General features: G+C 66.0%; 29 protein-coding genes. 14 read left to right on the top strand and 15 right to left on the bottom strand.

Annotation, left to right across the window (positions count from 1 at the left end; translation table 11 throughout):
* Positions 1-32: 32 nt before the first annotated feature.
* The 4 genes from pgeF to EP380_RS16855 all read left to right on the top strand — a co-directional run bounded on the left by pgeF (position 33) and on the right by EP380_RS16855 (position 3,720).
* Positions 33-821: a peptidoglycan editing factor PgeF gene (gene pgeF, locus EP380_RS16870; RefSeq protein ID WP_127599482.1), complete on the top strand. Its 789-nt coding sequence runs from the start codon at positions 33-35 to the stop codon at positions 819-821.
* Positions 821-1,972: a M24 family metallopeptidase gene (locus EP380_RS16865; protein ID WP_106570598.1), complete on the top strand. Its 1,152-nt coding sequence runs from the start codon at positions 821-823 to the stop codon at positions 1,970-1,972. Before pgeF ends, EP380_RS16865 begins: the two co-directional genes overlap by 1 nt.
* A 94-nt stretch (positions 1,973-2,066) precedes the next feature.
* The gene (locus tag EP380_RS16860; protein ID WP_127599480.1) at positions 2,067-2,651 is read left to right on the top strand and encodes a hypothetical protein; all 585 of its coding nucleotides are present in this window, start codon (positions 2,067-2,069) and stop codon (positions 2,649-2,651) included.
* A gap of 136 nt (positions 2,652-2,787) precedes the next feature.
* Positions 2,788-3,720: a ribose-phosphate pyrophosphokinase gene (locus tag EP380_RS16855; protein ID WP_106570600.1), complete on the top strand. Its 933-nt coding sequence runs from the start codon at positions 2,788-2,790 to the stop codon at positions 3,718-3,720.
* Positions 3,721-3,733: 13 nt separating this feature from the next.
* Here the strand turns inward: EP380_RS16855 and chrA are convergent, their stop codons facing one another.
* Together chrA and EP380_RS16845 are read right to left on the bottom strand one after the other, a co-directional pair.
* The gene (gene chrA / locus EP380_RS16850) at positions 3,734-5,080 is read right to left on the bottom strand and encodes a chromate efflux transporter (protein WP_127599478.1); all 1,347 of its coding nucleotides are present in this window, start codon (positions 5,078-5,080) and stop codon (positions 3,734-3,736) included.
* 262 nt (positions 5,081-5,342) lie between these two features.
* Entirely contained in the window at positions 5,343-6,245 is a 903-nt protein-coding gene (locus EP380_RS16845; RefSeq protein WP_106570602.1) for a LysR family transcriptional regulator, read from the bottom strand.
* 42 nt (positions 6,246-6,287) lie between these two features.
* On the opposite strand from EP380_RS16845, the gene EP380_RS16840 reads away from it, so the two are divergent.
* A complete protein-coding gene (locus EP380_RS16840; protein ID WP_127599476.1) occupies positions 6,288-6,545 on the top strand; it encodes a YjiS-like domain-containing protein in 258 nt (85 codons plus the stop codon).
* Between the two features lie 173 nt (positions 6,546-6,718).
* Here the strand turns inward: EP380_RS16840 and EP380_RS16835 are convergent, their stop codons facing one another.
* Positions 6,719-7,114 carry a (R)-mandelonitrile lyase gene (locus tag EP380_RS16835; RefSeq protein WP_127599474.1) on the bottom strand — a complete coding sequence of 132 codons (396 nt, stop codon included), beginning with the start codon at positions 7,112-7,114 and terminating at the stop codon, positions 6,719-6,721.
* Positions 7,115-7,406: 292 nt separating this feature from the next.
* Between EP380_RS16835 and EP380_RS16830 the strand changes: the two genes are divergently transcribed.
* The 6 genes from EP380_RS16830 (at position 7,407) to EP380_RS16805 (ending at position 11,779) form a co-directional block, all read left to right on the top strand.
* Positions 7,407-8,072, top strand: a complete 666-nt coding sequence (locus EP380_RS16830) for a 50S ribosomal protein L25/general stress protein Ctc (protein WP_106570605.1) — start codon at positions 7,407-7,409, stop codon at positions 8,070-8,072.
* A 27-nt stretch (positions 8,073-8,099) separates the two neighbouring features.
* Complete coding sequence (gene pth, locus EP380_RS16825) at positions 8,100-8,822, top strand: aminoacyl-tRNA hydrolase (protein ID WP_106570606.1); 723 nt, start codon at positions 8,100-8,102, stop codon at positions 8,820-8,822.
* A gap of 137 nt (positions 8,823-8,959) precedes the next feature.
* Positions 8,960-10,063, top strand: a complete 1,104-nt coding sequence (ychF, locus tag EP380_RS16820) for a redox-regulated ATPase YchF (RefSeq protein WP_127599472.1) — start codon at positions 8,960-8,962, stop codon at positions 10,061-10,063.
* 49 nt (positions 10,064-10,112) lie between these two features.
* Positions 10,113-10,748, top strand: coding sequence for a hypothetical protein (locus EP380_RS16815; protein WP_127599470.1), 636 nt, complete (start codon positions 10,113-10,115; stop codon positions 10,746-10,748).
* 99 nt (positions 10,749-10,847) lie between these two features.
* On the top strand, positions 10,848-11,315 hold the full coding sequence (locus EP380_RS16810) for a MaoC family dehydratase (protein WP_127599468.1): 468 nt from the start codon (positions 10,848-10,850) through the stop codon (positions 11,313-11,315).
* Positions 11,312-11,779, top strand: a complete 468-nt coding sequence (locus tag EP380_RS16805) for a MaoC family dehydratase (RefSeq protein ID WP_106570610.1) — start codon at positions 11,312-11,314, stop codon at positions 11,777-11,779. Before EP380_RS16810 ends, EP380_RS16805 begins: the two co-directional genes overlap by 4 nt.
* Before the next feature lie 2 nt (positions 11,780-11,781).
* On the opposite strand, the gene EP380_RS16800 is transcribed toward EP380_RS16805, so the two are convergent.
* The 8 genes from EP380_RS16800 to EP380_RS16765 form a co-directional block, all read right to left on the bottom strand.
* Positions 11,782-12,369, bottom strand: a complete 588-nt coding sequence (locus EP380_RS16800) for an HD domain-containing protein (protein WP_127599466.1) — start codon at positions 12,367-12,369, stop codon at positions 11,782-11,784.
* A gap of 100 nt (positions 12,370-12,469) precedes the next feature.
* Entirely contained in the window at positions 12,470-13,015 is a 546-nt protein-coding gene (locus EP380_RS16795; RefSeq protein WP_106570612.1) for an adenine phosphoribosyltransferase, read from the bottom strand.
* Positions 13,016-13,114: 99 nt separating this feature from the next.
* On the bottom strand, positions 13,115-13,978 hold the full coding sequence (locus tag EP380_RS16790) for a cytochrome c1 (RefSeq protein WP_106570613.1): 864 nt from the start codon (positions 13,976-13,978) through the stop codon (positions 13,115-13,117).
* A 34-nt stretch (positions 13,979-14,012) separates the two neighbouring features.
* On the bottom strand, positions 14,013-15,317 hold the full coding sequence (locus EP380_RS16785; protein ID WP_106570614.1) for a cytochrome b: 1,305 nt from the start codon (positions 15,315-15,317) through the stop codon (positions 14,013-14,015).
* A gap of 19 nt (positions 15,318-15,336) precedes the next feature.
* Positions 15,337-15,900, bottom strand: a complete 564-nt coding sequence (petA, locus tag EP380_RS16780; RefSeq protein WP_164749890.1) for a ubiquinol-cytochrome c reductase iron-sulfur subunit — start codon at positions 15,898-15,900, stop codon at positions 15,337-15,339.
* 258 nt (positions 15,901-16,158) lie between these two features.
* Positions 16,159-16,467 carry a DUF6665 family protein gene (locus EP380_RS16775; protein ID WP_127599464.1) on the bottom strand — a complete coding sequence of 103 codons (309 nt, stop codon included), beginning with the start codon at positions 16,465-16,467 and terminating at the stop codon, positions 16,159-16,161.
* Positions 16,468-16,473: 6 nt separating this feature from the next.
* The gene (locus tag EP380_RS16770; RefSeq protein WP_127599462.1) at positions 16,474-18,369 is read right to left on the bottom strand and encodes an ABC transporter ATP-binding protein; all 1,896 of its coding nucleotides are present in this window, start codon (positions 18,367-18,369) and stop codon (positions 16,474-16,476) included.
* A 74-nt stretch (positions 18,370-18,443) separates the two neighbouring features.
* Positions 18,444-20,291, bottom strand: coding sequence for an ABC transporter ATP-binding protein (locus tag EP380_RS16765; RefSeq protein ID WP_127599460.1), 1,848 nt, complete (start codon positions 20,289-20,291; stop codon positions 18,444-18,446).
* 562 nt (positions 20,292-20,853) lie between these two features.
* On the opposite strand from EP380_RS16765, the gene EP380_RS16760 reads away from it, so the two are divergent.
* Positions 20,854-21,318, top strand: a complete 465-nt coding sequence (locus EP380_RS16760) for a tRNA (cytidine(34)-2'-O)-methyltransferase (protein WP_127599458.1) — start codon at positions 20,854-20,856, stop codon at positions 21,316-21,318.
* 34 nt (positions 21,319-21,352) lie between these two features.
* On the opposite strand, the gene EP380_RS16755 is transcribed toward EP380_RS16760, so the two are convergent.
* The gene (locus tag EP380_RS16755) at positions 21,353-21,610 is read right to left on the bottom strand and encodes a hypothetical protein (RefSeq protein WP_106570619.1); all 258 of its coding nucleotides are present in this window, start codon (positions 21,608-21,610) and stop codon (positions 21,353-21,355) included.
* Positions 21,611-21,767: 157 nt separating this feature from the next.
* Between EP380_RS16755 and hemF the strand changes: the two genes are divergently transcribed.
* On the top strand, positions 21,768-22,679 hold the full coding sequence (hemF, locus tag EP380_RS16750; RefSeq protein ID WP_127599455.1) for an oxygen-dependent coproporphyrinogen oxidase: 912 nt from the start codon (positions 21,768-21,770) through the stop codon (positions 22,677-22,679).
* A 106-nt stretch (positions 22,680-22,785) separates the two neighbouring features.
* Positions 22,786-22,971: a DUF1059 domain-containing protein gene (locus tag EP380_RS16745; protein ID WP_106570621.1), complete on the top strand. Its 186-nt coding sequence runs from the start codon at positions 22,786-22,788 to the stop codon at positions 22,969-22,971.
* 96 nt (positions 22,972-23,067) lie between these two features.
* On the opposite strand, the gene EP380_RS16740 is transcribed toward EP380_RS16745, so the two are convergent.
* The 3 genes from EP380_RS16740 to EP380_RS16730 are packed head-to-tail and all read right to left on the bottom strand — an operon-like array spanning position 23,068 to position 25,598.
* Positions 23,068-24,342, bottom strand: coding sequence for a CCA tRNA nucleotidyltransferase (locus EP380_RS16740; protein WP_106570622.1), 1,275 nt, complete (start codon positions 24,340-24,342; stop codon positions 23,068-23,070).
* Positions 24,339-24,968, bottom strand: coding sequence for a CoA pyrophosphatase (locus EP380_RS16735; protein ID WP_106570623.1), 630 nt, complete (start codon positions 24,966-24,968; stop codon positions 24,339-24,341). The genes EP380_RS16740 and EP380_RS16735 overlap by 4 nt, the downstream gene beginning before the upstream one ends.
* The gene (locus EP380_RS16730; RefSeq protein WP_127599569.1) at positions 24,969-25,598 is read right to left on the bottom strand and encodes a DUF1285 domain-containing protein; all 630 of its coding nucleotides are present in this window, start codon (positions 25,596-25,598) and stop codon (positions 24,969-24,971) included.
* Positions 25,599-25,641 lie beyond the last annotated feature (43 nt).

Here is a 25,641-nt window from a genome sequence, read left to right as displayed (position 1 = left end):
CGCCGCCGCGGCAACCAATGGCAAGATGCACGATGCTGAACGAATCGAGGCCGGAGCCTCTGCGATCCCCGGCGCTTGACGGGCTCGAAGGAGTCCGCCACGGTTTTTTCACGCGCGCGGGCGGCGCCTCGAAAGGGCTCTATCGGGGTCTGAATGTCGGGCTCGGCTCGCAGGACGACCGCCAGACCGTGCTCGAAAACCGTAGCCGGGTGACGGCGTGGCTTGGCGTGCCGGCCGCGAATCTGTGCACGCCGCATCAAATCCACTCGCCCGACATCGTGGTTGCCGACGCATCGTTCGGCGCGCAGCGGCCGCGCGCCGACGGCGTGGTCACGGCCCGGCCGGGCCTGGCGATCGGCATCCTGACGGCCGATTGCGGCCCCGTGCTTTTCGCCGACCGCGACGCCGGCGTGATCGGCGCCGCCCATGCCGGCTGGCAGGGCGCGTTGAACGGCGTGCTGGAAGCCACGATTGCGGCGATGGTGGAGCTTGGCGCGCGCGCCGAACGCATCGTCGCGGTGCTGGGGCCGGCGATCAGCCAGGCCAATTACGAGGTCGGTCCCGAATTCGTTGCGCGTTTCGCGCTTGCCGATCCGGCCAACGCCCGGTATTTCACCGCGTCCGCGCGTCCCGATCATGCCATGTTCGATCTCAACGCCTACACGCTCGACCGGATCGGCATGACCGGCGCACAGGCATCGCAGCTGACACGCTGCACCTATGCGGAGGAGGATCTTTTCTTCTCCTACCGCCGCACCACGCATCGCCAAGAAGCCGATTACGGCCGCCAGATCTCGGCAATCGTCCTGGAGGAGAAGTGATGGCATTGCATTTCGAGCGCTCGGAGTTCGACGCGCGCAAAGACCGCCTGTTGATCGAGATGGCCGATCGCAAGCTCGACGCCATGCTGCTCTTCGCTCAGGAGAGCATGTACTGGCTGACCGGCTACGACACGTTCGGCTTCTGCTTCTTCCAGTGCCTGGTGGTGAAGGCGGACGGGCAGATGGTGCTTCTGACCCGCTCGGCCGATTTGCGCCAGGCGCGCCACACCTCGATCCTCGAGGATGTGCGCGTGTGGACGGATCGCGACGGCGCCGACCCGACCGTCGATCTGCGCAACCTGTTGAACGACCTCGACCTGCTGGGGTGCCAGATCGGTGTCGAATACGACACGCACGGCCTGACCGCCTTCGAGGGCCGGCGGCTGGACGAGCAATTGCGCACATTCGGCAAGATCTCGGACGCGTCCGGCCTTGTCGGCCGCCTGCGCCTGTTCAAGAGCCCGGCCGAGATCGTCAAGGCGACCAAGGCCGCCCAGCTTGCCGACGACGCTCTCGACGCGGCCCTGCCGCTGATCAAGCAGGGCGGCGACGAAGGCAAGATCCTGGCCGCCATGCAGGGCGCGATCTTTGCCGGCGGCGGCGACTACCCGGCCAACGAGTTCATCATCGGTTCGGGACCGGACGCGCTTTTGTGCCGCTACAAGGCCGGCCGGCGCAAGCTGCGCAAGAACGACCAGCTCACCCTGGAATGGGCCGGCGTTTTCCATCATTACCACGCCGCGATGATGCGCACGGTCGTGCTCGGCAAGGTCTCCAAGCGCCAGCAGGAATTGTTCGAGGCCGCGCGCGCGGCCATGACCGCCGTCGAGGAAGCGATGGTCCCCGGCAAGACTTTCGGCGACGTGTTCGACGCGCATGCGCGGGTGATGGAAAGCCACGGCCTGACCCGCCACAGGCTCAATGCCTGCGGCTATTCGCTCGGTGCGCGCTTCACGCCGTCGTGGATGGACAAACCGATGTTCTACGCCGCCAATCCCGAACCGATCGCCCCCGACATGACGCTGTTTGCCCACATGATCATCATGGATTCCGACACCGAAACCGCGATGACCCTGGGCCGGACCTATCTGACCACCGACGGCGCGCCCAGCTCGCTGTCACGCCACGATCTCGACTTGATCGTGCGTTGAATGCGGCCTGTGGCCGGCCGCTTTCGCTGTTCAATCGAACCGCGAAAGCCGTTAGACTTGCAACGAAGCCAACAGCACGGGGAGAGCCGGGGAAATGCGCCAGACGACGCCGCGCGTTGGATGCAGCCTGCTTCTGTGCGCCGTCCTGGCCGCCTGCAACAGCACCGAGGCAACGCTCGACCCGGCCTCGGTCGGGACGGACAAGCGCGCCAGCACGGTGAGCGCGCTCGCCCCGCAGGAGACGGCCAACGGTGTCGCCGCGCCGGGCGCGGCCGGCGCCATCCCGCCGCAGACCGCCAATCTGACGCAGGCCGACGTGCGGCTGCAATTCGCCCCGGTTGTCGGGGCGACCGTTCAGGCGGCGACGCCGCTGGCGCAGCGTATTTCCGCGCGGGCCAGCCAGCGCGGCCTGGCGATCACCGCCGGCGGCGCCAACCCGCCCACCCATCTGGTAAAGGGCTATTTCTCCGCCATCACCGAAGGGCGCGAAACCATGGTCATCTTCGTGTGGGACGTGCTCGATCCGGCCGGCAACCGCCTGCATCGCATCCAGGGTCAGGAAACGGTCGGCTCGGTGGCGCCCGATCCCTGGTCGGCCGTTCCGGCGGCGACGATGGAAACCATCGCAGAGCGCACGATCGACGAATTGTCGGGCTGGCTTTCGAGCCGCAGCGGGTAGCCTCGTTCCGGCGCGCGCACCGCGCATGGAAACCCTTTCTTTGGATTAGCCCGAGAATCCTGCCGCGCGCGCTTGCAATAGCGCGGCTGATCGCTAAAAGCCGCCTACATACCTTGCCGACCGCCGGGGACGCTGCATGAAACTTTTCGCGGGCAATTCCAATCGGGTGCTGGCCGAGGCCGTCGCCCGGTACCTGAACACGCCGCTGGGAAAAGCAAGCGTCAGGCGCTTCGCGGATCAGGAAATCTTCGTCGAGATTCAGGAAAACGTGCGCGGCGAGGATGTCTTCGCGCTGCAATCGACCTCCTATCCGGCCAACGATCACCTGATGGAAATGCTGATCATGATCGATGCGTTCCGCCGCTCCTCGGCGCGACGCATAACGGCAGTAATTCCCTATTTCGGCTATGCCAGGCAGGACCGTCGCGCGTCGGGCCGCACGCCGATCTCAGCCAAGCTGGTCGCCAATCTCATCACCCAGGCCGGTGCCGACAGGGTGCTGACCCTCGACCTGCATGCCGGCCAGATCCAGGGTTTTTTCGACATTCCGACCGACAACCTGTTCGCCGTGCCGGTGCTGGCGCGTGACGTGAAGGCGCATTACGACCTTGCCAACGTCATGGTGGTGTCGCCCGATGTCGGCGGCGTGGTGCGCGCCCGGGCACTGGCCAAGCGCATCGACGCGCCGCTTGCCATCGTCGACAAGCGCCGCGAGCGGCCCGGCGAATCGGAAGTGATGAACGTGATCGGCGACGTGCGCGGCAAGGACTGCCTGCTGATCGACGACATCGTCGATTCGGGCGGCACCTTGTGCAACGCCGCCGACGCGCTGTTGGGCAACGGCGCCACCAGCGTCACCGCCTACATCACCCATGGCGTGCTTTCGGGCGGGGCGGTGGCGCGCATCGCCGGCTCCAGGCTCAAGGAGCTGGTGATTACCGATTCGATCCAGCCCACCTCCGGCGTCCAGGCGGCGCACAATGTCCGCGTCGTGACGATCGCCGACCTGATCGGCGAAGCGATCTCGCGCACGGCCAGCGAGGAATCGGTCTCCAGCCTGTTCGACTGAACAAGCTCATGCGCTAACCGGCAACAAGCCGAACCGCCATCCCCGCCAGCGCGGCCAATCCCAGAACGACGACCATGTTGGCCTTGAGCCCGATCAGCGCCAGGGCAGCGGCAAGCGCGATCGCGGCCGCCATGGGGTCGAAACTCGCCGGATCGGGCACCGGCCATTCGAACGGACCGAACCGCGCCTGCCCGACCGTGGCGAACACCACGTGCAGCGAAAACCACAGCGCGAGATTGGCGATGACGCCGACCACGGCGGCCGTCACCGCCTCGAGCGCCCGTGCCAGCCAACGCACGGCGCGGACCCTTTCCACATAGGGCGCACCGGCGAATATCCACAAGAAGCACGGCACGAAGGTGAACCACAGCGTTACCAGCGCACCGCCGAGCCCGCCCACCAGCGGCTCCACCCCCGCAAGCCGCGCCCCGCCGAGAAAACCGACGAAGACCAGCACCAGGATCAACGGTCCCGGCGTGGTTTCGGCCAGGCCGAGACCGGTCAGCATTTCGTCCGGCCGCAGCCAGCCATGCACCTCGACCGCCTGCTGGGCGACATAGGCAAGCACGGCATAGGCGCCGCCGAACGTGACCGTGGCCATCTTGGAAAAGAAACCGGCCTCCTGGGCATAGACATGCCCACCGCCGGCCACGGCCGCGATCGCAAGCAGCGGGCCGAACCAGATCGCCAGCCAGGTGACGGTCGTGACGAGGAAGCGGCGCGCGCTCGGCCGCGCCCAGTCCGGAACGGAAGCGGCCGGCGCCGGCGAAACTGCCATGCCGTGGCCGCCGCCCCGGTCGCCGAGCCGATGCAGGAGCACCCCGGCCACCGCGGCAAGGGCGATGATCAGCGGGAACGGGATCTTCAAGAATGCGATCCCGACGAAGGCGGCGAGCGCGATCAGCGCCATAAGCGGCCCCTTGACGGCGCGTCTCGACACTTTGATCAGCGCTTCCAAAACCACGGCGAGCACCGCCGCCTTGAGGCCGAACAGCAATCCCTGGACGAGCGGCACGTCGCCGGCGACCAAATAGGCCGCCGACAAGCCGGTGATGACCAGCGCACCGGGCAGAACGAACAACAGCCCGGCGATCAGCCCGCCGCGCACCCCGTGCCCAAGCCAGCCGGCATAGGTGGCAAGCTGCATGGCCTCCGGCCCCGGCAGCAGCATGCAATAGTTGAGCGCGTGCAGGAACCGCGCCTCGTCGAGCCATTTCTTCTCCTCGACCAGGATGCGATGCATCAGCGCGATCTGGCCTGCCGGCCCGCCGAAGGACAACAGGCCGATGCGCGCGAAGGTCGCGGCCGCCTCCGGCAAAGACGGCGCATCGGCCGGGCTTTTCGCGGTCTGCGTGGTCATGCCGAGGTCGCCGGCCGATGGCGAGGTTCGGCACCGGCATGGCGACACCGGCCGCCAAGCGCATCGTAGGGGATCATGCTCTTTTCCACTCGCGAATGCTCATCGCCCTCGAGCGCCGAAAGGCCGGACGGCAGGGGCGCCCCGCACAATGGCCGCGGGGTGTGACAGAGCCAAGTCATCGATCGGGAAAATCCGCAACCGGAACGAGCGGCACGCCAGCCCCGCCGGGCGGATGAGGTGCCGGGCTGCGGTCCGAAACACGTCAGAAGACCGGCTCCACATCCCGGAACGCCTCGCGCACCGCATCCACCATGCCGTCGACCACCGCCCCGTTGGAGCGCGGATTGCGGTAAAGCACAACGCGCGACGTATCGATGTCGCCGAACCCCTCGGCGGGAGCGAGTTCGCGGCATCCCTGCGGAATGTTGCTGCGCGAGATCGGCGCGATGGCCAGCCCGGAGGCGACGGCGAGTTTCAGCCCGCCGCTGGTGTCGCTGCGATAGGCGATGCGATAGTCGCACCGCTGTTGCTGGAGCGAGCGCATGGCGAATTCGGTGCACCAGCCGGTCGTCTCGTAAAGCGCGATCGGCAGCGGCCGTTCCAGATGCTGGTTGTGTTCGTCCGACGTCACCCACACCGTCGGATCGATGCGCAACGTCTCGCCGCTCGGATTGTCCTCCCATTCGAAAACGATGGCGAGATCGAGCTGATTGGTCTTGAGCGCGGTCAGATGACGCACGGACGGTCCGTAGTGGGCGGTGATGTCGACCTTCGGGTGGAAGCGCGCAAAATTTCCAAGTGCCTGCGACAGCACCGAATATCCGTACTCTTCCGGGACGCCGATACGCACCCGCCCGCTCAGCGACGGTGCGCGGAACGAGGCCTCGGTCTCCTCCAGCAAGGCGACGACACGGCGCGCATAGGACAGAAGCTGCTCGCCCTTGCGGGTCATCGTGACACCGCGCGAGCCGCGTTCGAACAATTGCTCGCCGAGCGTGTCTTCGAGCCGTTTGACCTGCATGCTCACCGCCGACTGGGTGCGGCCGATACGGTCGGCCGCGTAAGTGAAATTGCCGGCCTCGGCCACGGCCACGAATGTGCGCAACTGATCGCTGTCGAGTTGAATCGGCCCGCCTCCCCCATCAGATTTTCTAATGCCAGACATCACTGCAATTCGTTTGAAACATGTCAAGGCTGGACCTATCTCATGGACAATCCAATGCATGAGGTGGTCGCCATGGCCCTCGCACTCGACTTTCAGACAGGAACCGGCTGGTTCGCCCGGCTGAGGAAAACCGCGGCCGCCCCGGCCAAGCCCGAGCTCGACGCGCCCACGCGCGATCTTTTGGCAAAACGCGACGATCGGCTGCTGCGCGATATCGGCATCAGCCGCGCCGCGCTGCAGGGCCGCGACGCGGTCGTGTTCGAGGATCTGGCACGGCAGCGCCGGCTCTGGCAGCTTTGAGACCCGTCCGACAGAAGCCGGTACCGGCGCTCGGACAGGATCAAGCCGCGGCGTAAGCCGAAGGCTCGAGCCGGCCCGACGCAGAGCCGGCGGGGTCCCGCCCCAGGACAGTTTCAGGAGACCTCACTCTCCTCACTCCCGCCGGTCTTCGGACCGGCGTTTTTTTTGTCCGCTCACGGATCGTAGTCGGCATCGGCCACCGGCTCCTGCCAGGCCACCGTCTCGCCATCGAGCGCTTCCTGCATGGCGATATGCGTCATGCCGGTACGCGGAGAGGCGCCATGCCAATGCCGCTCGCCGGGCGGAATCCACAACGTGTCGCCGGGCCGCAGCTCCACCATCGGGCCGCCCTGGCTCTGCGCGCGCCCGAACCCCGACACGACGTAGAGCGTCTGGCCGAGCGGATGGGTGTGCCAGTTGGTGCGCGCCCCGGGCTCGAAATGCACGACAAGCGCGCGCAGGCGCGCGGGCGCGTCCGCCTCCACGATCGGATCCTGCCACACCGTGCCGGTGAACCAGTCGCCGGGGGCGCGTCGTGACGGCCGCGTGCCGCCGGAAAAATGTTTCATCGCCGCTCTCTTTCTCATCGCGTTCGGTTCCGTCGGATTTGGACCCTCAAGCACGGTGCGCGTCAAGCCGCGCCGTCTCCGCGAGGGCCCGGCCGGTCGAGACCGCGCCGGACGACGTCCTGCGACGGCTGCGGGCTTCTTGCCTTTTCCGGCATGTTCGCCTATAGCACCGCCACCCGCGTAGACACCCTTGGAGGCAACGCGGCGGAAGGCCGCCCGACTGGCGGCTTTCGACGTTTACGGGACTGGCCCAGCCAGCCGTGAACGCTCCAGCAACGCGAAAGGAAAAGCCATGAGCGAGAGCTACGAGCTCACGGCCGAGGCGCGCGAACGGGTCGGTAAGGGGTCCGCCCGCGAAATTCGGCGCAACGGTAAAATTCCCGCCGTCATCTACGGCGAAAAGCAGCCCCCGCTGCCCATCATCCTGCCCTATAAGGACGTGCATCTGCGCATCACCGCCGGCGGGTTCATGACCACGCTGGTCACGATCAATGTCGACGGCAAGAAGATCCAGGTCCTGCCAAAAGACTACCAGCTCGACCCGGTGCGCGATTTCACCATGCATGTCGACTTCCTGCGCGTCGGCAAGGGCACGATCGTCACCGTCAACATTCCCGTTCACTTCGAGAACGAGGACGAGTGCCCGGGCATCCGCCGCGGCGGCGTGCTCAACATCGTGCGGCACGACATCGAGTTCACCTGCCCGGCGAACGCGATCCCCGACGCCATCACCGTCGACCTGACCGGCCTCGATCTCGGCGATTCGGTCCACATTTCGGCCGTCGCCCTGCCGGACGGCGTTAAGCCGACGATCACCGATCGCGATTTCACCATCGCCACGATCGCGGCTCCGGCCGGCCTGAAGTCGGAAGAGGACGCCGAAGCGCCCGAGGCGCCGGAGACCGAGATCGTCGGCGAAGAGAGCACCGACGGCGAAGGCGAGAACGAGGCGGAATAGGCCCGGCCTGCCGGGAGTGTGCGAGCAGTGCTGATCTTTGCTGGTCTCGGCAATCCCGGCCCGAAATACGAGAACCAACGGCACAATGTCGGGTTCATGGCGGCGGACGCGATCGCCCGCCGCCATTCCTTTTCGCCCTGGTCGAAGAAGTTCAAGGCCGAGATCGCCGAGGGCCGGCTGGCCGGCGAAAAGGTGCTGCTGGTCAAGCCGCAGACCTTCATGAACCTGTCGGGACAGGCGATCGGCGACGCGCTGCGCTTCTACAAGCTTTCGACCGCCGATCTGGTCGTGTTTTACGACGAGCTCGATCTCGCCCCCGGCAAGGTCAGGATCAAGACCGGCGGCGGCTCCGGCGGCCATAATGGCATCAAGTCGATCGACGCCCATTGCGGCAAGGACTACCGGCGCGTGCGCATCGGCATCGGCCACCCCGGCGACAAGGCGCTGGTCCACAATCACGTGCTCGGCGATTTCGCAAAGGCCGACCGGACCTGGCTCGAGCCGCTGCTCGACGCCACCGCCGACAGCGCCGTCCTGCTCGCCAAGGGCGACGACAACGGCTTCATGAACAAGCTGAGCCTGGCGGTGCCCGGCGCGGCGAAACCGGGCCGCCCGGCGGCCGCGACGGACACCAAGCCCCCGGCCAAGGGCCAAAGCCATATCCGCCAGGCCCGTCCCCAGGCCCCGTCTGTGCCGGTGCCCGAAAGCGGGCCAATGGCGGCGATGCTGAAAAAACTGCTCGGAAAATAGACCGGCCGGCGCGCAGCCGGCGCAGGGGCGGTTCCGCCCCGCCGGCGGATGGCGGCGCGCCAGGCGGAAAGACCTTGACGATCATCAATCCTTTCGCCCATACGCCGGGGCGATTTCTTGCATAGGACCTCTGCATCATGGGTTTCAAATGCGGCATTGTCGGCCTGCCCAACGTGGGCAAGTCGACGCTTTTCAACGCCCTGACCAAGACCGCGGCCGCGCAGGCGGCGAACTATCCGTTCTGCACGATCGAGCCGAACACCGGCGAGGTTGCGGTGCCCGATCCGCGCATGGCCCCGATCGCCCGCGTGGCCGGTTCCAAGGAACTGATCCCGACCCGGATCTCCTTCGTCGACATTGCCGGCCTGGTGCGCGGCGCGTCGAAGGGCGAAGGGCTCGGCAACCAGTTTCTGGCCAATATTCGCGAGGTCGACGCCATCGTCCACGTGCTGCGCTGCTTCGAGGATGACGACATCACCCATGTCGAGGGCCGTATCGATCCCGTCGCCGATGCCGAGACGGTCGAAACGGAACTGATGCTTGCCGACCTGGACAGCCTGGAGCGGCGTATCGTCCAGACCCGCAAACGCGCCACCGGCAAGGAAAAGGAGGCCGTCGCGGCCTTGCCGATGATGGAAAAGGCGCTTGCGCTCTTGCAGGACGGCAAGCCGGCGCGGCTGCTCTTGTCGGGCATCGCGGCGGAGGATCTGCGCAATCTGCAGGCGCTGAACCTCCTGACCTCGAAACCCGTTCTATATGTGTGCAACGTCGCCGAGGCCGACGCGGCGACCGGCAACGCGGCCAGCGCGGCGGTCGAGGCGATGGCGGCGGCGCAGGGCGCCCGCACCGTCGTCATCTCGGCTGCGATCGAGGCCGAAGTCGCCCAGTTGCCGGACGAGGAGGCGGCGGAATATCTCCAGGCGATGGGGCTCGAGGAACCCGGCCTCGACCGCCTGATCCGCGAGGGTTACGCCCTGCTCGACCTGATCACCTTCTTCACCGCCGGCCCGAAGGAAACCCGAGCCTGGACCGTGATGAAGGGCGCGAAGGCGCCGCAGGCCGCAGGCGTCATCCACACCGATTTCGAGCGCGGTTTCATCCGCGCCCAGACAATCGCCTATGACGACTATGTCGGCCTCGGCGGCGAGACCGCCGCCAAGGAAGCCGGCAAGGCCCGCGACGAGGGCAAGGAGTATGTCGTCCAGGACGGCGACGTGATGCTGTTCAAATTCAACACGTAAGCGGTCGCACACTTTACGGCGCCCGGCCGCCGGTTCACTTTGACCGGCCATGAACACCCAGTCCCACGTCCTGATGGGCGCCGCCTTTTTCGGCCGCCCCCTGCCGCGCCTGGCCTGGGCGGGGGCCGCCGGCGGCATCCTGCCCGACCTGCCGATGTACACGATCGTCGCCGCGCTCGGCCTGCTCGGCTATTCCGTCTCCGACATTTTCGATCGCCTTTATTGGGAACCGTGGTGGCAGATCGCCAATGCGATCGGCCACAATTTCCTGCTCTGGGGCACGCTCACGATCGTCGCCGCACTTGCGATCGCCCGGTCGCGGACCGGCCCGCCCCAGGCGTCCTCTCCCGCGCCCGGTAGCGAAACGGCTGGCGTCGCGGCGCTCGTCTTCGCGTTTTCGGCCTCCGCCCTGCTGCATTCGCTGATCGATTTCCTCACCCATCGCGCCGACGCGCACATGCATTTCTGGCCGCTGTCGGACTGGCGCTTCCGCTCGCCGGTGTCGTATTGGGATCCGGACCATTACGGCAACTGGTTCGGCCTGTTCGAGGCCGCGCTCGGCATTGCGCTGATCCTCGTGCTTTTCCGCCGCTACCGCGCGCTGCCGCTGCGCGCCGGTCTTCTGGTCGCGCTCGGACTTTACGTCGCCGTGCCGGCCTTCTTCTTCTTCACCCACCACGGATGACGCCGGCGCCGACCCTGGCCCCACCAAAGGCGCAGCGATAGCGCTTGCGCAGCGGCCGCAAACCGGCGAAAACCCGTTCGCACTTGAACAGGTTATGCGATGACGGACACAAAGATCGCCTATGAGGATTTCGAGGTCGGCGGCACGATCGAGTTCGGGCCGCGCGCCGTGCCTGCCGACGAGATGATCGATTTCGCCATGCGGTACGATCCCCAGCCCATGCATCTCGACCAGGCTGCCGGCGAGACAAGCCTGCTCGGCGGGCTCGCCGCGTCAGGCCTGTTCACCGCCTCGATCTTCATGCGCATGATGTGCGACGGCTACCTGCTCAATTCCACCTCGCAGGGGTCGCCGGGGCTCGACTACGTCAATTTTCGCCGCCCGCTGATGGCCGGCGACACGGTGCGCGGCCGCACGACGGTTCTGGCCAAGCGCGAATCGGCCTCCCGGCCCGGCCTGGGTTTCGTGTCCGTCAAACACGAGCTGTTCAACCAGAACGACGAGCTGGTCTGCGAGATGGCCAATACCGGCATGTTCTTGATGCGCAACGGCGGAGCGGCGGCATGACACTCGACGCGGCACTGGCCATCGGCGACACGGTCACGCTCGGCCGTCACACGTTCGAAGCCGACGAAATCAAGGCGTTCGCGTCGAAATACGACCCGCAGCGCTTTCACGTCGACGAGGAGGCGGCCAAGGCGAGCGTGTTCGGCAAATTATGCGCCTCGGGCTGGCATACGGCCGCCATGTGGATGAAACACAACGTCGCCTCCTTTCCGGCCACCGCCGAACGGGCACGGGCACGCGGCGCCACCCTCACCTTCGGTCCGGCCGCCGGCCTGCGCGACCTGAAATGGCTGAAGCCGGTCTATGTCGGCGACACCATCTCCTTTACCCGTACCGCCGAAAGCCACCGCGCGCTGGTGTCGAGACCCGGCTGGCGGCTGCTGTCGAGCCGCTGCGAGGCGCACAACCAGAACGGCGAGCCGGTGATGCGTTTCGTGTCGCTGACGCTGGTGAAGGCCGAGTAGGCTCAGCCCCCGTCGACGCGGCGGCGCGTTTCGGCGTCGACCAGGGCGCGCAACCGGCTGAGCAGCGGATCGCGGCTGGTCTGCGCCACGCCGTAATCGAGATTGAACGCGTAATCGAAATCCGGCGCGTTGCGACCGATCACATGCTGCAGCATGGTTTCCAGCTTGTCGAAGCCCTTGGCCAAGACCGCCTCCGGCGTGAGGGCGGCATTGTATTCGTCCCAAAGCGCCAGCATCTCGGCGCGCAGATCGTCCGGCAGCGGCGCGCACAACGTTTCCAGATCGGCGCGTTCGCGCTCGGCCCGACCGTCGTCGCCGGCCTGGTGGATGGCCGGCACGTCACCGGAAATCGCCTCGCCGAGATCGTGGACGATGCACAGCTTGAGCAGCCGCAGCAGGTCGCGACCGGCCAGCTCGCGCTCGAACAGAAGTGCCAGCAGGCACAGCCGCCAACTGTGCTCTGCCGTGCTTTCGGCACGCCCCTTGCTGGTGACGCCGCTGCGCAGCGTATCCTTCAGCCGCTCCGCCGCCTGGACGAAGGCGATGATCCCGGCAAGGCGTTCGGTGTCGGCGGGCGCAGGTGATTCCATCGCTTCAGGCTAAAACCGTTCGCCGCGGAAGGAAATCGCCGGCTCGCGAGAAGATGTCGTGGTTCGGCTGCCAATGCAGGCGCTGGGCGCGGCTACCGGTTCAATGCCCTTCGTACGAAATCAACGTGCGGACGGGAACGTCGAGCGACTCGAGCTTGGCCCGGCCGCCGAGTTCCGGCAGGTCGATGACGAAGCAGGCCGCCACGATGTCCGCCCCCATCTGCCGCAACAGCTTGGTCGCGCCCTCGGCCGTGCCGCCGGTCGCGATCAGGTCGTCGACCAGGATCACCTTTTCCCCCGCCTCGACCGCGTCGCGATGCATCTCCATCTCGTCGATGCCGTATTCGAGGCTGTAGGCGACCCGCACGGTCTCGTGCGGCAGCTTGCCCTTCTTGCGGATTGGAATGAAGCCGGCCGAAAGCTGGTGCGCGATCGCGCCGCCGAGGATGAACCCCCGCGCCTCGATGCCGGCGATCTTGTCGATCTTCGTGCCGGCATAGGGATGGACGAGTTCGTCGACGGCGCGGCGGAAGGCGCGCGCATTGCCGAGCAGTGTGGTGATGTCGCGAAACTTGATGCCCGGCTTCGGATAATCGGGAATCGTGCGGATCGCGTCGCGAAGCGTATTTTCCAAACTGGTCTTCATGGCCCCTGCCCCGTTGCAGGACAGTTTTGACCGCAGCGGCGGCAAAAGAAAAGGGCGCACGCGGCGCCCTTTTCTGAAATCAACGGATAAGTCGCCCGCTCAATGCTCGATCTGCGACCAGATCTTGCGCTTGGTGAGATAGACCAGGCCGGCGAACAAGAGCAGAAAGACCATCACCCGGAAGCCGGTCTTCTTGCGCTCCTCCATATGCGGCTCGGCCGCCCACATCAGGAAAGCCGATACGTCCTTGGCATACTGATCGACGGTCTGCGGCGAGCCGTCGTCATAGGTCACCATGTCGTCGAACAGCGGCTGCGCCATGGCCAGCGACGCACCGCCGAGGAAATAGGGATTGTAGTAGGTGCCTTCCGCCACGTTCAAACCCTCCGGCGGGGTCTCTTCGTAACCGATCAGCAGGGCATGGATATAGTCAGGGCCGGCCTCGGCGTACTGGGTGAAGACGTCGAACACGAAGGTCGGGAAACCGCGTTCCACAGCCCGCGCCTTGGCGATCAGCGAAAAGTCGGGCGGGGCCGCCCCGCCATTGGAGGCCGCGGCGGCTTCCGCGTTCGGGAACGGCGCGGGAAAATAATCGGCGGGAATGGCCGGGCGGTCGAACATATCGCCGTTTGAATCCGGGCCGGCCTGTACGGTGTACTCGGCCGCGAAAGCCTTCACCTGCGCTTCGGAATAACCGAGATCTTGCAGCGTGCGGAACGAGACCAGATCAAGCGAATGACAGGCCGCGCAGACTTCCTTGTAGACTTTCAGGCCGCGCTGGAGCTGCGCCTTGTCGTAGGTGCCGAACGGGCCGGCAAACGACCAGTCGAGCTCTTTCGGCTTCTTGATCGGGTAATGGGCCGGCTCCGCCTCGTTGCCGGCGTCCTCGGCCGCGAACGTCGGCCCGGCCAGTCCGGCGAAGACGAAGGCGAGCGCCGCGAAACCGCTCAGGATGGTCTTCATGCGGGAATTCCTTTCAAGCTTCACGGTCCTCGCCTCAGGCATTCTTGTCCGGCGCCGCATTGGCGCCTTCCGGCAGCGCGGCCGCGCTTCCGGCATTGCGCGCCAGTACGGCCTCGGTGATCGATCCGGGCAGCTTGCGCGGCGTTTCAAGCAGGCCGAGCACCGGCATGATGACGATGAAGAAGGCGAAGTAGTAGAGCGTCGCCAACTGCGCCATCACGACATAGGCCCCTTCGGCCGGACGCGAGCCGAGCCAGCCCAGGAAGATCGAGTCGAGCACGAACACCCAGAAAAACAGCCGGTACCAGGGCCGGTAAGCGGCCGAACGCACCTTCGAGGTATCGAGCCACGGCACCACGAACAAGACCGCGATCGCGCCGAACATGGCCAGCACGCCACCGAGCTTGGAATCGATCGGGCCGATATTGAAGGTGATCGCCCTGAGGATGGCGTAGAACGGCAGGAAATACCATTCCGGCACGATATGGGCCGGCGTCTTCAGCGGGTCGGCCTGGATGTAGTTGTCCGGATGGCCCAGGAAGTTGGGAATGTAGAAGACGAAATAGGCGAACACGATGAAGAACACCACCATCGCGAACGAATCCTTGATGGTCGCGTAGGGCGTGAAGGCCACCGTGTCCGTCTTCGACTTGACCTCGATGCCGGTCGGGTTGGTCTGGCCGGTCACGTGCAGAGCCCACACATGCAAAACGACCACGCCGGCGATCATGAAGGGCAGCAGGTAATGCAGCGAGAAGAAGCGGTTGAGCGTCGGGTTGTCGACCGCGAAACCGCCCAGCAGAAGCTGCTGGATCCACTCGCCGACCAGCGGGATGGCGGTGAAGAAGCCGGTGATGACGGTCGCGCCCCAGAAGCTCATCTGGCCCCACGGCAGCACGTAGCCCATGAAGGCGGTCGCCATCATCAAGAGATAGATGATGCAGCCCAGGATCCACAGCAACTCGCGCGGCGCCTTGTAGGAGCCGTAATAGAGCCCGCGGAAAATATGGATATAGACGGCGACGAAGAACATCGACGCGCCGTTGGCGTGCAGATAGCGCAAGAGCCAGCCGGAATTGACGTCGCGCATGATCTTCTCGACCGACTCGAAGGCGAGCCCGGTGTCCGACGCATAGTGCATGGCCAGCACGACGCCGGTCAGGATCTGCGCGACCAGCATGATCGAGAGAATGCCGCCAAACGTGTAGGCGTAATTCAGGTTGCGCGGCACCGGATAGGCGACGAAGGAATCGTACATCAGCCGCGGCAGCGGCAGACGCTTGTCGATCCAGCGTTCGAATGCGGTGTTGGGTTTGTAGGTGGAATGTCCGCCGGCCATAATGCTCTTCCCCAGGTCCTCAGCCGATCCGAATGGTGGTGTCGGAAATGAATTCGAAGATCGGCACGGCCAGGTTTTCCGGCGCCGGGCCTTTGCGGATACGTCCGGCCGTATCGTAGTGCGACCCGTGGCACGGGCAGAACCAGCCCCCGAACTCGCCGGCCTGGCCGAGCGGCACGCAGCCGAGATGGGTGCACACGCCGACCATGACGATCCAGTTCTCCTTGCCCTCGCCGGCGGAGCGGTCGATATCCGTCGCCGGCGCGTCAGCCGAGATGTTTGCGTTGCGGGCGACGGGATCCTTGAGATCCTCAAGCGCAACGCCCCTGGCGGCCTCGACCTCTTCGGCCGTGCGGTTGCGGATGAAGACCGGCCTGCCGCGCCATTTGGCGGCAACCGACATGCCCGGCTCGATCGCCGACACGTCGACCTCAATCGTCGACAGGGCAAGGGTGGAGGCGTCCGGACGCATCTGGTCGATAAACGGCCAGGCCACGGCACCGGCGCCGATCACGGCCGCCGTTCCGGTCGCCACATAAAGAAAATCCCTGCGATTGGGATCGTGGGTTTCGTTGACGCTCACAGGTCCTGTTCCTCTCGCGATTGTGAGCCGCACCCCGCACCCCGGCATCCCGGATCGGGGTTGCCCGTGCGCATGCGCACGGACGGGCTGGAATCCCGGCAATTGGCGATGGTTTCTAGGCGCGATGGTTTCGCTTGTCCATATGATTGCCGAACAGGTGGGCAGTTTGTCGCGGGCTTTTTTGGCGCAAGCCGAACGATCGCCGGCGTGACGCCGGACCGCGCGCGCCCGCGCGGCTTTTTCCACAGCGGCAACCGGCTATCGCGCACCAAGTCGCGCCAGCACCTCGCGCGGAATGGCGTATTCGCGGATCACGTCCTCATGCCGGCGCAGGCCGCACAATTCGCGCTGGATGAAATAGCCGTGGACGGCATCGGCCGCCGCCTTCAAGGCCTGCCGGCGCTCGGGCGCCGTCCCGCCGACGCCGCGCAGCCTTTCGAGCGCCTTTTCCACCTTGTCGCCGGCTCGACCGAGCGCGGAGGCCTTTTCGGCCAGAATATCGACGTCGAGCGCAAGCAGCGGCGTCACGCCGGCGACCAGGTGGCCATCGGGGGAGCGCCAAACCAAGCCCGCCTACTCCGCCGCGATACGGCCGGGCAGGAAGCCGCCCGACTGGCGTTTCCACAACTGCGCGTAAAGGCCGCCTTTATCGACGAGTTCGGCATGGCTGCCGTCTTCCACGATGCGGCCCTCGTCGAGCACGACCAGCCGGTCGAGCGTGGCGATGGTCGACAGCCGGTGCGCGACCGCGATCACCGTCTTGCCCTCCATCATGCGCTCCAGATTGTCCTGGATCGCCGCCTCGACCTCCGAATCGAGCGCCGACGTCGCCTCGTCGAGGATCAGGATCGGCGCGTCCTTCAACATCATCCGCGCGATCGCGATTCGCTGGCGCTGGCCGCCCGACAGCTTCACCCCGCGCTCGCCGACATGGGCGTCGTAGCCCGTGCGCCCCTTCTGGTCGGCGACCTCGACGATGAAGTCGTGCGCGGCAGCGCGTTTGGCCGCCTCGACGATCTCGGCCTCGCTGGCGCCCGGCCGGCCATAGGCGATGTTGTCGCGGATCGAGCGGTGCATCAGCATCGGCTCCTGGCTGACCACCCCGAACTGGGCCCTGAGCGAACCCTGGGTCAGCATGCGTATGTCCTGGCCGTCGAGCAGGATGCGCCCGCCCTCGACGTCGAACAGCCGCAGCATCAAATTGACGATGGTCGTCTTGCCCGCGCCCGACGGCCCGACCAGCGCCATGCGCTCGCCCGGCCTGACATGCAGATTGAAGCCGTCGATCACGCCCGCGCCCTTGCCGTAGTGGAAAGTGACGTTTTCGAAGCGGATATCGCCCTTTGCGCGCGCCATCGTCGCCGCGTCGTCGGCGTCGCGGATCGCCGGCAGCACGGAAATCGTGCCGGTCGCGTCCTGGATGGTGGCGTAGGAGCGGATCAGGCCGTTGATGTTGAACATCATCCAGCCCGACATGTTGTTGAGCCGGAAGACGAGCCCGAGCGCCGCGGCGATCGCGCCGGTCGAGATCGTGCCTTGGGTCCAGTTCCAGACCGCGATCGTGCCGACCGAGGCCATCATCGCGCCGTTGAGGAAATTCACCGCGGCGCGCACCGTGGTGATGGCGCGGGTGAGCCGCACCACCGCATTGAAGAACCCCTCCAGCCCGTCGCGCACGAAGGCGTGCTCGCGTCGTCCCGAATCGAACAGCTTGACCGCCACGATGTTGGTGAAGGCGTCGACCAGCCTGCCGTTGAAGATCGAGCGCTGGTCGGCCGTCGCCCGTCCGGCGCGCCGCAACCGGGGCAGCAGATAGCGGATGATCAGCAGATAGCCGCAAAACCACAGCGCCACCACCAGCCCCATCAGCGGATCGAGCGCGACCAGCAGCGACGTGGCCAGGATGACGAAGGTGAGGAACGACCAGATCGACTGCAGCACCGACACGATGAAGTCGCCGACCGCCTCGCCGCCCTGCATGATCTTGGTGGCGATGCGGCCGGCGAAATCGTTCTGGTAGAACTCGTAGGGCTGCTCGATCACGCGGCGGAAGGCCTGCCAGCGGACCATGGCGAAAAAACCGGGAACGATGATTTGCTGTTCCACGAGTGCTGCGCCGACCATCACCGAGGCGCGAATGACGAAGACGAGCACAAGCAGCCCGACCAGTTCGGGCCAATGCTCGGCGAACAATGTGGCCGGCTCCGCCCTGTCGAGCAGGTCGACGAGCCAGCCGATCGACCAGTAGAGCCCGGCATCGACCGCGCCGACCAGCCCGCCGGTGATCAAAAGCAGCACGAACGGCCCCTTCGCCTGGCGGGCGAAATACAGGATGAAGCGCCAGGCATCCTTGGGCAGGACCTCCTGCTCGGTGTCGTGGAACGGATCGATAACGCCTTCGATCCGACGCCAGAAGCGGTCGGGCTTGTCGTCCCGCGCAGTCGAATGCCTATCCGTCGATACCGTCATGACCCGTGTCTATCCGATTTCATCTCCGTCCGTCCCCACCTGGCGAGGCGGCAACGGACGGTTTTCAAGCATGCCTACTCCGCGGCCTGCGCGGCTTCCAGGTCGAGGAAACCGCCGGACTGCCGTTCCCACAATTGGGCGTAGAGCCCGCCCCGCGCAAGCAGCTCCTCATGCGTGCCCTCCTCGATCACCCGCCCCTTGTCCATCACCACCAGACGGTCCATGGCCGCGATGGTGGAAAGCCTGTGGGCGATCGCGATCACCGTCTTGCCCTCCATCAGCCGATAGAGGTTTTCCTGGATCGCGGCCTCGACCTCCGAATCGAGCGCCGAGGTCGCCTCGTCGAGAATCAGGATCGGCGCGTCCTTCAGCATGACGCGCGCGATCGCGATGCGCTGGCGCTGGCCGCCCGACAGTTTCACGCCGCGCTCGCCGACATGGGCGTCGAAGCCTTTGCGCCCTTTCGGGTCGGTCAGCTCGGCGACGAAGGACAGCGTCTCCGCCTTCGCCGCCGCGTCCAGCATCATTTCCTCGGTCGCGTCCGGCCGGCCGTAAAGGATGTTGTCGCGCACCGAGCGGTGCAGCAGCGAGGTGTCCTGCGTGACCATACCGATATTGGCCCTGAGCGAATCCTGGGTGACCTCGGCGATATCCTGGCCGTCGATCAGGATACGGCCGGCCTCGATGTCGTAGAAACGCAGCACGAGATTGACCAGGGTCGACTTGCCCGCGCCCGAGCGACCGACCACGCCGACCTTCTCGCCGGGTCGGATCGTCAGCGACAACTGCTCGATGACGCCCTTTTCCTTGCCGTAATGGAAGCGGACATTGTCGAACACGATGCCGCCCTGCGAAACCTCGAGCGGGCCGGCATCCGGCTTGTCCTCCACCAGCCGCGGCAGCGAGATCGAGTTGATGCCGTCGCGCACCGTGCCGATATTTTCAAACAGCGCCGACAATTCCCACATGATCCATTGCGACATGCCCCACAGCCTGAGCACCAGGCCGAGCGCCACGGCGATCGCGCCGACCGTCACCGCCTCGGCGAGCCACAGCCAGATGCCGAGCGCGCCGACCGCAAACAGGCACAGCGAGTTCAAAACGTAGAGCACGCCGTAAAGCCCGGTCACCAGCCGCATCTGCCGATAGACCGCATCGAGGAAACTGGCCATGCCGTCGCGGGCGTAACGCGCCTCGCGGTTGGCGTGCGAAAACAGTTTTACCGTCTGGATATTGGTGTAGCTGTCGACGACCCGGCCGGTCATCAGCGAACGCGCATCGGCCTGCACCTCCGCGACGCGACCGAGCCGCGGCACGAAATAGCGCATCAGGAAAATATAGGCCACCAGCCACGCCGCGATCGGCGTCGCCAGCCGCCAGTCCGCCGCGGCCACGATGAACAGCATGCCGGCGAAATAGACCGTGACATAGTTCATCACGTCGAACAGCTTGATCACGCATTCGCGCACGGCGAGCGCGGTCTGCATCAGCTTGGTCGCGATACGGCCGGCAAATTCGTCCTGGTAGAAGGTCATCGACTGCTTGAGCAGATAGCGATGGACCTGCCAGCGGATGCGCATGGGATAGTTGCCCATCAGCGTTTGCTGGCTGACGAGCGAATGAAACCACACCATGATCGGCAGGGCGAACAGCACGACGGCGCCCATGCCGGCGAGCTTCAGGCCTTCTTCCTCGAGAAAGGTGGCGCGGTCCCTCTCCGCCAGCCAGTCGACGATGTTGCCGAGAAAGGAAAACAGCCACACCTCGACGATCGCGATCAGCGCCATCAGGATGGCGGCCGGCACGAGAGACGGCCAGGCGCCGCGCGTATAATGCAGACAGAACGCCAGCAGCGTGCGCGGCGGCTCTTCCGGCTCGTCGGGCGGAAACGGGTTCAGTCTTTGTTCAAACCAGTGAAACATGAGTGGCCTCGAAAACATCAATATAGGTCAAAGGAGCGCGGACAGGAGTAAGCGACGGGCCGGTGCTGCCAGCCCGTGTCAGCAGACCCATCGCCGCATGCGGCAAGCCGTGTTCTTGCGATGGCGTCCGGCGCGGGAGAGTGCGGGGCAAGAGCCGCGGTCAGCACCGCGATCGCTGCTAGCCCCAGAGCGACGACAATGCCCGACGTCAGGCAGGTGTCGGGATGTTCAGGGCGCGCTCGCGCAGCGGGGTAAGGGCAAAACAGACAGAGCACGGTTCGAATCCTCGGCTATCGGGTCAAAAGGCCCGGCGGAATTCGAAACGGAAATGCCTGTCAAAAGAGGAAGCGTCGAGCCGAATACCGCCGTCAGGAACGGGGTCTGCCGATGAGGCAGAAGGATGATGCGAACATCATGATTGTCATGTCTGCCTCCGCGGTTCGGGTTGACGAGGGCCGTTATATAGCCTCTTGGCGGCGGTGAGGCCAGCCCGCGCACTTTAGCGGAGGCTGATCTTGCAGCGACTGTGGCCGATGGGCCACGCCAATTGGGGAGCTACTTCGTGAACGAACGTCCGCGCCTGGCGCTCTACCAGCCCGACATTCCCGGCAATACCGGCGCGATCCTGCGGCTCGGCGCCTGCATGGGCATGACCGTCGACGTGATCGGCCCGGTCGGCTTCGACCTCTCCGACCGGGCTTTGAAGCGCGCCGGCATGGACTATCTGGCCACGGCCGCCCTTGCCCGGCACGCCGATTGGGCGGCGTTCGCGGCCTGGCGCGAGGCCGAGGGCCGGCGCCTGGTGCTGTTCACCACCCGCGCCACCCTGCCCTATACCGAATTGGCGTTTCGACCCGACGATATCGTGCTGTTCGGGCGCGAATCGGCCGGCGTGCCCGACACCGTGCACGAGGCCGCCGACGAGCGCGTGCTTGTTCCCATGCCCGGCGGCGGCCGCAGCCTCAACCTGGCCATGACGGCGGCGATGGCGGCGGGCGAGGTCATGCGGCAACTGACGGCAGGCTAAAAAAAACGGAACGCGCCGCCTGGCGATCGCGACGCTAATCCGCCGTCGGCAGGCGGCGCATGGTGAACTCGATCACGTCGCGCGGACGCTCGCACCAGCTTTCGATCGCGGTCCAGTAGGCCTGTTTCGGCCAGCGGTCGAACCATTCGCGCGCTTTGGCCCGCGCATCCGCGCGCGGCAGCACGAAGGTCTCGCGCAAAAACCCGTCGCGCGGCAGGCGTTCGCCCTGGCTGCGATGTCTGTCGAGCCTCTTCTTAAGCCCGTCGAGGGGCGGTCTCGGCGGTGTCCGCACGCAAAGCCTCTCCCAAGATCGGCCTCAAGACTAGGATCGAATCGGCGCCAAGGCGAGTCTTTTGTGCCGCCGGGCACATGCGGCGATCGGCGGGCTGGCCTCCGGGCGCGCTTGGCTCTAAGGGCTTGGGAGGATCGAGCAGCAGCGAGGACGCGCCATGCAACGCCCGGACATTCCCGCCGACATGCCCGCCGGCATCGAAGACAAGAAGGAGACGGCCAGAAACTGGTTCGAAAGCCTGCGCGACCGTATCTGCGCCGATTTCGAGGCGCTGGAGGACGCGCTGACGGGTCCGCTTCGCGAGCGCCCGGCCGGCCGTTTCGAACGCAAGCCCTGGCATCGCGACGGCGGCAAGGGCGGCGGCGGCGTGATGTCGATGATGCACGGGCGTGTCTTCGAAAAGGTCGGCGTGCACACCTCGACCGTCCATGGCGAGTTCTCGCCGGAATTCCGCAAGCAGATCCCCGGAAGCGAGGAGGATCCGCGCTTCTGGGCCTCCGGCATTTCGCTGATCGCGCATCCGCACAATCCCAACGTGCCGGCCGTGCACATGAACACCCGCATGGTGGTGACGGCCCGGCAATGGTTCGGCGGCGGCGCCGACCTGACCCCGGTGCTCGACCGGCGCCGCAACCAGGAAGATGCCGACGCGCGCGATTTCCACGCGGCCATGCAGGCCGCCTGCGCCCGCCACGAGGTCGCGGACTATCCACGCTACAAGAAATGGTGCGACGACTATTTCTTCCTGCCGCATCGCGACGAGCCGCGCGGCATCGGCGGGATTTTTTTCGACTGGCTGCATTCCTCCAGCCAGGCCGGCGGCTGGGAGGCCGATTTCGCCTTCACCCGCGAGGTCGGTTCCGCCTTCGCGACGATCTATCCCAAGCTCGTGGCGCGCAATGTCGACACGCCCTGGAGCGAGGCCGACCGCGAGGAACAGCTTGTCCGGCGCGGCCGCTATGTCGAGTTCAACCTGCTTTACGACCGCGGCACCACGTTCGGCCTGAAGACCGGCGGCAATGTGGAGTCGATCCTGTCCTCCATGCCGCCACTGGTGAAATGGCCCTGAGATCGGCGTTCGCCGCCAATCGTGATCGCGTCGGGGGCAACGATTTGCCCGATTTCGTGTTATCCTGGACGAACCCGCAAGCAGAACGGATCCAGGAGGAAAGACCATGAAGGAATATCACTGCGGATCGCTCGTTCCGGGCTGCGAATGGCATACCAGGCACGAGGACGAGGCCGAGATCATGCGCCGCGTCGTCGAGCATATGCGGCTCGACCATGGCGAGGACGTCATTCGCGAATCGATGGTCGAGGCCATCCGCTCGCGCATCGAAAAGACGCGCAACGCCGCCTGACGGCAGCCGCGTCCTCCGCCGCGCCCGGCAACACCGTCGCCGGGCGCCGGCCGGAAAACATCAAAACCGCCAAGTCTTTCAGGGCAGGCAAGTCTGTCAGGACAGGATGGTTCGCTTCAGCTCTTCCGCGCGGGCGAGCAGGGCATCGCGTTCCAGCACAAAGCCCGAATCGATCCAGATTTCCTCAAGATCGCGCAGCGCATTGCCCATTTTCGGGCCGGCGGGAATGCCGATCGCGATCAGATCGGCGCCGCCGATCGGAAATTCCGGCATCGTCCAGCCGTCGAGGAATTTTTTCAGCCGGTAGTAGCCGCCGGCCTCGATCATCGCCGTGTCGTCGGCGACGGCGCGCGCCCGCGCCGAGGCCAGCGCCAGCCGCAGCCGATCATCGAACCCGGCGCGACCGGTCCTGTAGGCGAGTCGCGCCAGCTCGGTTTCGCTCGCCGTGGGGCCGATTTGCGGCGTCGCCGCCCAGGCAACCAGCCTGTCGCGCTCGGCGTTGGCGAGTTTCAGCCGCCGCGCCAGGGCGGCAATGCGCGGGGCGTCCGGCGGAACGATCGCGGCGAGCCGCACAAGCGGATCGGGCGGCCAGTCAAGGTCGCGTTCGGCCCGCACGAGGCCGTGAATGGCGTCGATGCCCCATTTCTCGCTCTCGGGAAGGATGGCGGTCAGCACACCCGCCTGGCGCATCCACAACAGCGCGCGGGACGGATCGTCGGCCGCAAGCAGCCGCTTGAGCTCCGACCACACCCGCTCGGCCGACAGCGTGTCGAGGCCGCGTTTGAGCCGCGCGCAAGCCTTGAGCCCGGCCGCGTCGGGCCGGCCCGAGCCGTAACGGGCGAAAAAGCGGAAAAACCGCAGGATGCGCAGATAGTCCTCACGGATGCGGGCCTCTGCATCGCCGATGAAGCGCACCGTGCGGCTGTCGATGTCGGTGAGCCCGCCGACCAGGTCGACGACGCGACCGGCCGCGTCGGCGTAAAGCGCGTTGATGGTGAAATCGCGCCGCTCGGCATCGGCCTGCCAGTCGCGCCCGAAGCGCACCTTGGCGCGCCGCCCGTCGGTCTCGATGTCGGCCCGGAGCGTGGTGACCTCGTAGGCGACGCCGTCGGCGATGACGGTGATCGTGCCGTGTTCGTAACCGGTCGGCACGGCCTTGAAACCGCCGCGCTCGGCGCGCGCGACGGTTTCGTCGGGCAGGCAGGTGGTGGCGATGTCGATATCGCCGGCCGCCTCGCCCAAAAGCGTGTTGCGGATCGCGCCGCCGGCAATCCGCCCCTCCTCGCCGTCCTCCGACAACAGGGCCAAAAGACGCTGCAGCGCCGGCGCGGCAAGCCAGGGCGCCCTGTCCGCGATCGAAACCGGCGTCACGCGTAGAGCCTTTCGTAAACGGTACGGATGATGCCGGCGGTGATGCCCCAGATATACCGCTCGCCATGCGGCATGGTGTAGAAAAACCGTTCGCGGCCGTTCCACAACCGGCTTTCGCGGCGATGATTGGCCGGGTCCATCAGGAAGCGCAGCGGCACCTCGAAGGCGTCGTCGACCTCGGCGGGATTGATGGTCATGTCGAAGCCGGGGCTGACCGTGGCCAGCACCGGCGCGATCCGGTAGCCGCTGCCGGTGACGTAGTCGGGCAGACGCCCGACAATGTCGACATGGCCGGGATCCAGGCCGATCTCCTCGCGCGCCTCGCGCAGGGCGGCAAACTCCGCCGTCGCGTCATCGGGATCGATGCGGCCGCCCGGAAAGGCGATCTGGCCCGAATGGTTGCGCAGCGCGGCCGTGCGCGTGGTCAACAGCAATGTCGCCTCCGCGCCGCGATCGACCACCGGCACCAGAACCGCCGCATCGCGCAGCCTGTTGCCCAGGATCAGCTCCTTCAGCGACGGGTTGAGCACGTGATCGCCCAGCTCGACCGCGTGCGGCGCCTTCTCGCGAACCGCGCGCCGGCCGAATTCGGCCGCCGTGTATGCGGTGGGGTGGCACAGCTCCATCTACGCGCTCAGCCGTTCGAGCTCGGCCGCCGGCATGATGGGGAAGACGACGCCACCGGAACGCACCGCAAACATCGTCTCGCCGTCGAGCTCGATGTTCTCGCCGAGCTCCACCAGTTCGTACATCACCGCCCGCGCCACCAGCGCTTCCAGCCGCCCGCGCACCAGAAGATAGGGTTTCAGCCCTTCGGTCTCGTCTTCCAGCACGAAACGCAGCGGGTGGGCGTCGCCGGCCTCCACGACATCGCCGACATTGGTGCGGAAGGTGAGCGTGCGGTCGTCGCCAGTGCCCGACACGGCCAGCTCGACCGCCAGGAACGGCGCGTCCTCGACCCTGATCTCGACCTTTTCCACCGGGGTGACGAGATAGGTCTTGCCGTCTTCGTCCTTGCGCAGAACGGTGGAAAAGAGCTGCACCAGCGGCATGCGGCCGATCGGCGTGCCCATATAGAACCAGGTGCCGTCGGCGCGGATCTCCATGTCGATGTCGCCGCAATGGTCCGGATTCCAGCGCTCGACCGGCGCCGCGCCCTTTCCGGCCCGCGTGGCGCGCGACACCAGCGCGGCGAGCGACGCGGCGTCGCCGGCTTCGTTCAAGCCCTTGCCTTTTGTCTCGGATTGATCGGTCATGGTCACGAAATAGTCACTGTCGTTCCGCTTGTCAGCCACTTTG

The sequence above is a fragment of the Nitratireductor alexandrii genome (genome assembly GCF_004000215.1).
Classification (GTDB): Bacteria; Pseudomonadota; Alphaproteobacteria; order Rhizobiales; family Rhizobiaceae; genus Mangrovimarina; species Mangrovimarina alexandrii.
The sequence above is the reverse complement of the archived record's forward strand: the minus strand, read 5'-3'. Positions and strand labels throughout refer to the sequence as shown.